Raw genomic sequence first — 7,261 nt, forward strand, 5'->3', positions numbered from 1 at the left:
GAGGAAGAAAATTGAAACTGTTAAAAGAAAATGAAGAGGTCTCTTTGTCAGGAGATGAGGCCATTAAAATATTAACAGATGTTGAATATATTCTTATTTCATTGCGATATATTGCCAGGCATTATTACGATAACGTCGACGGTGAGATTACATCTGAGAATAGAACTGCATATTGTGAAGAAACCACAAGATTTATAGATGAAAATAAGATTACTAAAAAATTAGCAAATATAAGAAGAGTGATTAGCGAGAAATTTAACCTTGAGCCAGGTGATGATGAGATGGATGATATTGAAAGAGAATTAGAAAATATTCGTTATTGGAGGCCACGTTCGGAGTAGGGTACTGATAAATAAGAATTTTTGGAGTTGTTTATCGGCGCTGCTTTTTTATGAATAGTAATACTATATTGGATTTTTATCGTGGTCATTAAAAATAGCACTCTTAAAGATGGTTTGGTTTTTATAAATGACGATAACCCAGGTGAGTGCGTTATCGTTAATTTTTATACTTTTGTTAGCCTTGTCAAAGGCATAATGATCGCTTATGGTAAGAAATCTGAAGGCGAGGCTGAGTCTATAATTAATAACTCACCTATGCTAACCGCGCCACCCCAAAATTATCTGGAAGCTTGCTTGCTGGGGCACGAGGAAGAATATCATTGGGCTATGGTTATTTCGCATAGTGATCGATATTTTGAAAAGGGATTTAGTTATGCTGCACCCGATAACTACGATGAGTGGGAGAGCAAATATATAAAAGATAACAATCTCAAAACTAATACTTTGATATATAAAGATGGGGAGTGATGGAATTGCTGGCAAATAAAAAAGATCTGATTCTAAAGCTAATGATGAAGCAAATTAATCTCTCTGAGTTTCTATGCCAGTTTGGTGATGGTTCCGGAGAGTTAGATCTCTGTAAAGAGTTAACCATTGCTCGGGAAGCCAAAGACGCTGAGCTTGTTGACCTTCTTCTTTATCTCAGTGCGGTAGTAAAATTTGATTACTACGATGTCGACATATTAAACCAGCTTGTGACAGATACCTGGCATCAGAAACATGAAGAGATCGTAAGATTGTTAGATCATTATCGGCAGCCTTCCAGCGTGAATCCTCTTTATGAAGCCGCGCTGCTCAATCTTGATTACAGGGATTACGATGAGGATCTCATACTGGCAAATAAATGCATACGGGTGCTGGAGAAAATACAGGACCAGAATGCTATTGAGAAAATGGAATTATTAGCCAGCGCTGATGATGAATTAATCCGTCAATATGCACAAAAACACTTAAACAGAGTCCGGCGCTAAAGCAGAGCAAGGTCATTGGATTAGCTCACCTTAAAGGCGTAAAGGCGCGCTCTCTGCAACAAGTCGCGCTTCTTAAGACCTTACTGAACGGCCTGCTGGACAGCGTGACCGACAGCAACGGCGACACCGTCTGGCGCGGCGCTTCCACCGCCTGGGGCCGAAGCCTGCGGGAAAGCACACCGGTAACCTGGGACACCCCGCAGAACCTGCGCTTCCAGGGCCAGTACCTGGACCGCGAAACTGGCCTGCACTACAACACCTTCCGCTACTACGACCCGGCGGGCGGATGTTACACCCAGATGGATCCGATTGGTCTGCTGGGCGGGCTGAATACGTATACGTATGTGGTTGATCCGCTGGGGTGGGTGGATCCGTTGGGTTTAAGTTGTATAAAATGGAATGATAAAGCTCAACGGTTCCAGGGGGTAAATGGTCGATTTATTTCTAGGGCTGAAGCGGCTAAGACGATAAGAATTAACCCGCAAAAACAAGCGGGTCATATTCAGGATACTCCTCAATATAAAAATAGATTAAAGCAGGGGAAACCAACGTCAGCATTTGACAGTCAAGCCGATGTTGATAAATTAGTTCGTGACACATTAGAACGCGGGAATCCAGTCCCCAATCAACCGGGTAAGTTTGATTTGGAAACAGGTAGCCCTATTGGAACTGGTCCTAATGGAGGTTCACAAACTAAAGTCAGGGTTCATGTTGATTCCAAAGGCGAAGCTCATGGGCATCCTGCCGGAAGGGAGCTTTGATTTTCATGACTATACAAGGAGAAAAGATTTTATCTGATATTTATAAAGCATATGGTGACTTAAGCAGTCCGAATTTCAGTTTTGTGATGAAATCATATAACTCTTTGAAGTATAAAAAAATATTGAGTGATATTTATTCTTTATTCAAAGTTAAAGATCATACTGATTTAAACTATGATGTGTGTGTTTCATTAGAGCTTGAGTATTTAAAAAGACCAATTTATTTATATTTATCTTTAGTGTCAACATATGCTTTCGTATTCTACGAAGGAAAAGTTATTGATTGTAATGATGATGTTTATCAGGCACTTTCTGGTCTGGCAAATATATTGAATTCTCATGGTTTTGTTTTGATGGATAAAGAAAATCTTTTGTGCGAATTTGATATGGATGTAACCCACTTTGATGCCGAAGGTAAAAAGGCATCGATTCTTGGACTATTGTTCTCATTTGGTTTGTCAGTCAATTAAGATTAAAATCCGGAAAATATTCCCGGCTTTTTCATTATTTAACCATTCAGGTCCCGCCTTGGGTTCTGTCTCGCTTAATAACCGGGATATCCCTAGTATGATTCAGCGCGCCTGGAAATTTTTTCAGCCACGCGTCCACCTTCTGCTTATTAATGCTCGTAACGCTCATCCCTTTAATACAGCTAAAGAGTTCATGGGTGAGCTGCGGTGTGATAATAATAAGGTCCCGCATAACCCGGATCTTGACGGGCATCCCGTCAACAAATCCGACCCGTGCCATCCATGCGCCGTGTAAACGGAGCGAACGACAGTCAACGTAAGAATAGAACTCACAATGAGCAGATCCGGCAGTGTGTTAGAAGCGTGTTCAGCCATGATTAACTCCCTGCGATAGTGGATTGTGATAAGCGGGTTGACGTGCTGCAGGCGTATCCATTTCGTATTAAGGATGCCACTATGCCACTATGCCAGTGCCTGTAACTACTTCCTGGTGAAAAAGTCATCTGAGACCTGCTGAATCACTTCCACTCTCTACCGAACAACCGCTCCATTTGCTGCAACGTCTCGACGGGATGAGCCGGGAGTATAAATATTTCGGGCGTGGCCGTGCGCCACGACACGCACCGGAGAGTGACGCAGCGTTTCAGCTATGACGACGAGCACCGCATCAGCCAGGTCACTATTGAGGGCGACGCGGAATACACCCTGGCAGAATACCGCTACGACGCGCTGGGCCGCCGCACGGAGAAACAGGTGTGGCGACGCCATGCCCGGAAACCGGAACGCACGCAGTACGCCTGGTCCGGCCTGCAGATGGTGGGCGAAACCAGCGACAGTCACCCGGACGCGGCGGTGCAGTATATCTACTCCGAAAACAGCTATGAGCCGCTGGCGCGCGTCGACAGCCACGGTGAGCATGCGGACATCTTCTGGTACCACACGGAACTGAACGGCCTGTCGGACAGCGTGACCGACAGCAACGGCGACACCGTCTGGCGCGGCGCTTCCACCACCTGGGGCCGCAGCCTGCGCGATAGCACACCGGTAAACTGGGACACCCCGCAGAACCTGCGCTTCCAGGGCCAGTATCTGGACCGTGAAACGGGCCTGCACTACAACACCTTCCGCTACTACGACCCGGCGGGCGCGTGTTACACGCAGATGGATCCGATTGGTCTAAGAGGTGGGTTAAACCTGTATGCTTATGCGTCTAATCCGTTAAACTGGATCGATCCGCTGGGTTTAACCTGTAAGTTAACAAATCAACAGTTTAAGAATAAGCTTAAAAGAATTAAAAATCAGACTGCCGCAGGTGGTAATCGGGGAATAACCGGCGTTGTATCACAAAATGATGCGTTTAGATTAGGTGAAGTATTTGTAGGTCCTAATTATAGAGTTATGTCCAACTTTAAAGGGTTTGTGTCAGAAGATGGTTTGAGAACTTTCAGATTCCCTGCTGATAAGAGGGGATTTGATCGTGTTAACGGCCGCCCATGGTCGAAGACAGGAAAACAAGTGAATTTTGAAACCAAAAATGGGGATGGTGATGTTATTGCCAATGTTCATTTAGATGTAGAGAATTTTCGGATATGAAAAAAAATAAACCACAACTTATTTTATACGATATGTCTTCAACAATGTTCGATCCGCTTAGTGAGTGGGAACCTTCTTCTCTTGAAGATACATATGTAGCTATTGATTTATGCATTGGTATGAATGATGGTGAAAAAGGAAGCAATTATTTTTATGTAAAAATTGCCACCCCAGAAGCCTTGAGGAAGCGATCAAAGGATTTCCTCATCTCTGACAATAGAGTTATTGTAATTGATTATTTTGATTATTATTTAATTAGGAAAGTAATCGAAGATATTCTAAAGAAATGTTCAAGAGAAAACTGGGACGAATCTTGTCTTGTATTACAACGCTATTTCTCATGGGAATATGAAGAATATAACTATGAAAAGTAGATGGCTAATTCTTTGAAGGTTTAAATTTTATATATTTCTGGAATATCAGTAAAATAACTGCCAAAATTGACTGAATAAAGAGTCGGGAGATTGATTTAATCTTTCCGTCTTTTTATTATTTGATCCCCGTTAAATTCCGCCTTAGATCCTTTCGCGCTTAATCACAGTAATATCCCGACATAATTCAGCGCTCCTGGAAACTACGACCCGGCGGGCGGGTGTTACAACCAGATGAACCCGATACGGCTCCTGGGCGGGCTGAATACGTATACCTATGTGGTTGATCCGCTGGGGTGGGTGGATCCGTTGGGACTCTTGCCTTGCGCGAAAAAAATCCATGCACTGAGAACTGGTGGGAAAAATACTATTGTCGAAGTTAGGACAAAAGCGGAAGCGGAAGCGGATGAGTTGTTACACGCTGCATTTCCCGGTTATCAGAAGGTTAAGGGAGTTGGGCCGCAAGATGCCATTGGTGTGTGAAAGAGAAGAAAAATGGATCGTTTTAAAGAGGGCGGTGCTTACCATAAAGATTATGCAATTGATCCTCATACGGGAAGAGTAAGAGGCCATGCAGCTAGTGATGATCATGGCACATATCCCCACATAAACATTAAACGTACAGACGGTGTTAAAGTCGTAATTAATATTACAGGTGGTTTATGAGTAATGATAAAAACATAATTGAAAAAATCGAGAAAGGGCAGCAAGTAGGACAGCGCTTTTCATTTTCACACAATGGAAAGATATTCTGGTCTTCAGTTGGAATTCAAAAGTGGGAAGGGAAATATAAGGTTTTTGTAGATGAGATCCTAGATGAAAATATGGATGCGGAAGACTATGAACGAGAAGAGATAATTGCTTTCGAATCTATTGAGGCTGCTTTTGAATTCATACAAAACAGCACTCATGCAGATCTCAAAAAACTAGCACCATGTAAAGGTCAAAAAATATTCAATCCACGATTTAATTAAATAATTAAGAATTGTTTTAGTATATTTTACTGGCGTGAAATTTAAAAGAATTTAGAGAACATAAGATAAATAGGTTTGAGCGCCACACCGAGAAACAGGTGTGGCGACGCCATGCCCGTAAACCGGAACGCACGCAGTACGCCTGGTCCGGCCTGCAGATGGTCGGAGAAACCAGCGACAGTTACCCGGACGCGGCGGTGCAGTATATCCACACCGAAAACAGCTATGAGCCGCTGGCACGCGTCGACAGCCACGGTGAGCACGCGGACATCTTCTGGTACCACACGGAACTGAACGGCCTGCCGGACAGCGTGACCGACAGCAGCGGCGACACCGTCTGGCGCGGCGCTTCCACCGCCTGGGGCCGCAGCCTGCGCGAGAGCACACCGGTCGACCAGGACACCCCGCAGAACCTGCGCTTCCAGGGCCAGTACCTGGACCGCGAAACGGGCCTGCACTACAACACCTTCCGCTACTACGACCCGGCGGGCGGGTGTTACACGCAGATGGACCCGATTGGTCTGGCGGGCGGGCTGAATACCTATACCTATGTGGTTGATCCGCTGGGATGGGTGGATCCGTTGGGACTAGCAGAGATTTGTGGTAAGCCAAAATCAATACACAAATTATCATCACCAAATCCTGTTCCAAGGAGCGTTTCTCACGAATATGACAACATAATCACAGGAACAGGTACGCCAAGATTAGATAAGAATGGCAAACAGAAAGTTTTTGAGAATAGTTCTGGTAAAGCTAACCGAGTATGGAATGGAGCTAAAGAATGGCAAGTTGTACATAGAGGCCAAGGATTAGATCCACATCACAGGATATTAGAGCAAACCTTGCCTGATGGCCGCAAAATTTATGGTTATGTACTTAACCATGATTACGATAAGGTCTATAAATTCCCAAGCCCTTGGTACCCTGATGGGGGAAGTTATCCGGGGCATAAAGCAATGAAGTAGGTTATTAATGATGAATGACAAATATAAAGTTTACATTAAAGATGAGCTGTCATTACAGAGCTCATCTGTAATAGTCTCTTGCTTAGAAGGGAACAGTGATAATTTTATTTTGATAAACGCAAAAGGTGTTTCTCATTTTGAATGTGGATACTTTAGTGCGAAAAAAGAAGATTCCATTTCCATATGCTATTTTATTAATGAAGTATGTGTATATGAATTTGAAGGTAATTTGGTGAGTGCGATTTCTCAAGATGATAAGTCGCAAAATGTTAACTTTGTTATCAGAACGTTTGAGATGCCAGATTTACCTCTTATCATGGTTTTAAATAGTTGGGTTCATGGTCATGATTTTCTTAACTGGAAAAGAAATAAGGCAAAAGAAATAAAAGAATTATGGCTTAATGCATGTCTTTATTGGAAAGGCGCTTTCCCGCCTCCAAACAATGGTGCAATACAGGCCTCTTTATTCTTGAAAGATCTCTATAGTTATGAGGATTTTTTCTGTATGCTTGGTGAGGCTTTTTTTGGCTTTAGAGGGTATATGGGGAAGGGTTTTGATAGTTTTTATGATTGCTTATCTGATTTGAGGGCTAATGATGTCAAAGTAACTTTAAATGGTGTTCAGCAATCAGAGCATTTCTTGAAGAGAATCAGCCCTGCAGATATAAACTATTATAATATTTTTATAAATATACTGACTGAAAATGACTGCATAATTAATAATTAATAATTAATAATTAATAATTAATAATTAATAATTAATAATTAATTTTTTTGATTTTTTTCTAAAAAATTGACGGCGACGCGGAGTTCAC

General features: G+C 42.7%; 11 protein-coding genes and 2 pseudogenes. 12 read left to right on the forward strand and 1 reads right to left on the reverse strand.

What is annotated here, in order from left to right; translation table 11 throughout:
* The first annotated feature begins 11 nt into the window (after positions 1-11).
* The 5 genes from N7V53_RS16620 (at position 12) to N7V53_RS16640 (ending at position 2,543) form a co-directional block, all read left to right on the forward strand.
* Positions 12-341: a hypothetical protein gene (locus tag N7V53_RS16620; protein ID WP_279794086.1), complete on the forward strand. Its 330-nt coding sequence runs from the start codon at positions 12-14 to the stop codon at positions 339-341.
* 81 nt (positions 342-422) lie between these two features.
* Complete coding sequence (locus N7V53_RS16625; protein WP_279794087.1) at positions 423-809, forward strand: hypothetical protein; 387 nt, start codon at positions 423-425, stop codon at positions 807-809.
* Entirely contained in the window at positions 809-1,312 is a 504-nt protein-coding gene (locus tag N7V53_RS16630; RefSeq protein WP_279794109.1) for a hypothetical protein, read from the forward strand. Before N7V53_RS16625 ends, N7V53_RS16630 begins: the two co-directional genes overlap by 1 nt.
* A gap of 104 nt (positions 1,313-1,416) precedes the next feature.
* Positions 1,417-2,073 (forward strand): RHS repeat-associated core domain-containing protein, encoded by a 657-nt coding sequence (locus tag N7V53_RS22375; RefSeq protein WP_347882228.1) that lies wholly within the window; start codon positions 1,417-1,419, stop codon positions 2,071-2,073.
* A gap of 5 nt (positions 2,074-2,078) precedes the next feature.
* A complete protein-coding gene (locus N7V53_RS16640; RefSeq protein ID WP_279794088.1) occupies positions 2,079-2,543 on the forward strand; it encodes a hypothetical protein in 465 nt (154 codons plus the stop codon).
* 46 nt (positions 2,544-2,589) lie between these two features.
* Here the strand turns inward: N7V53_RS16640 and N7V53_RS16645 are convergent.
* Positions 2,590-2,835: pseudogene (locus N7V53_RS16645) on the reverse strand (type I toxin-antitoxin system SymE family toxin); the annotation flags it as partial.
* A gap of 314 nt (positions 2,836-3,149) precedes the next feature.
* On the opposite strand from N7V53_RS16645, the gene N7V53_RS16650 reads away from it, so the two are divergent.
* The 7 genes and pseudogenes from N7V53_RS16650 (at position 3,150) to N7V53_RS16680 (ending at position 7,173) form a co-directional block, all read left to right on the forward strand.
* Positions 3,150-4,136, forward strand: a complete 987-nt coding sequence (locus tag N7V53_RS16650) for an RHS repeat-associated core domain-containing protein (protein ID WP_347882229.1) — start codon at positions 3,150-3,152, stop codon at positions 4,134-4,136.
* Positions 4,133-4,510 (forward strand): Imm8 family immunity protein, encoded by a 378-nt coding sequence (locus N7V53_RS16655; RefSeq protein ID WP_279794089.1) that lies wholly within the window; start codon positions 4,133-4,135, stop codon positions 4,508-4,510. The genes N7V53_RS16650 and N7V53_RS16655 overlap by 4 nt, the downstream gene beginning before the upstream one ends.
* Before the next feature lie 213 nt (positions 4,511-4,723).
* Positions 4,724-4,990 (forward strand): annotated as a pseudogene (locus N7V53_RS16660) (hypothetical protein); the annotation flags it as partial.
* 12 nt (positions 4,991-5,002) lie between these two features.
* Positions 5,003-5,173, forward strand: coding sequence for a hypothetical protein (locus N7V53_RS16665; RefSeq protein ID WP_279794090.1), 171 nt, complete (start codon positions 5,003-5,005; stop codon positions 5,171-5,173).
* On the forward strand, positions 5,170-5,481 hold the full coding sequence (locus N7V53_RS16670) for a hypothetical protein (protein ID WP_279794091.1): 312 nt from the start codon (positions 5,170-5,172) through the stop codon (positions 5,479-5,481). The genes N7V53_RS16665 and N7V53_RS16670 overlap by 4 nt, the downstream gene beginning before the upstream one ends.
* 158 nt (positions 5,482-5,639) lie before the next feature.
* Complete coding sequence (locus N7V53_RS22380) at positions 5,640-6,446, forward strand: RHS repeat-associated core domain-containing protein (protein WP_347882230.1); 807 nt, start codon at positions 5,640-5,642, stop codon at positions 6,444-6,446.
* Between the two features lie 7 nt (positions 6,447-6,453).
* Positions 6,454-7,173 (forward strand): barstar family protein, encoded by a 720-nt coding sequence (locus N7V53_RS16680; RefSeq protein ID WP_279794092.1) that lies wholly within the window; start codon positions 6,454-6,456, stop codon positions 7,171-7,173.
* Positions 7,174-7,261 lie beyond the last annotated feature (88 nt).

Origin of the sequence: Kosakonia sp. HypNH10 (assembly GCF_029850615.1) — a bacterium.
Taxonomy (GTDB): Bacteria; Pseudomonadota; Gammaproteobacteria; order Enterobacterales; family Enterobacteriaceae; genus Kosakonia; species Kosakonia cowanii.

Excerpts from the sequence above, each read along its gene's own strand:
- N7V53_RS16665 (WP_279794090.1), top strand. The coding sequence starts at position 5,003 with ATGGATCGTTTTAAAGAGGGCGGTGCTTACCATAAAGATTATGCAATT.
- N7V53_RS16670 (WP_279794091.1), top strand. The coding sequence starts at position 5,170 with ATGAGTAATGATAAAAACATAATTGAAAAAATCGAGAAAGGGCAGCAA.
- N7V53_RS16640 (WP_279794088.1), top strand. The coding sequence starts at position 2,079 with ATGACTATACAAGGAGAAAAGATTTTATCTGATATTTATAAAGCATAT.
- N7V53_RS22380 (WP_347882230.1), top strand. The coding sequence starts at position 5,640 with ATGGTCGGAGAAACCAGCGACAGTTACCCGGACGCGGCGGTGCAGTAT.
- N7V53_RS16680 (WP_279794092.1), top strand. The coding sequence starts at position 6,454 with ATGATGAATGACAAATATAAAGTTTACATTAAAGATGAGCTGTCATTA.
- N7V53_RS16655 (WP_279794089.1), top strand. The coding sequence starts at position 4,133 with ATGAAAAAAAATAAACCACAACTTATTTTATACGATATGTCTTCAACA.
- N7V53_RS16630 (WP_279794109.1), top strand. The coding sequence starts at position 809 with ATGGAATTGCTGGCAAATAAAAAAGATCTGATTCTAAAGCTAATGATG.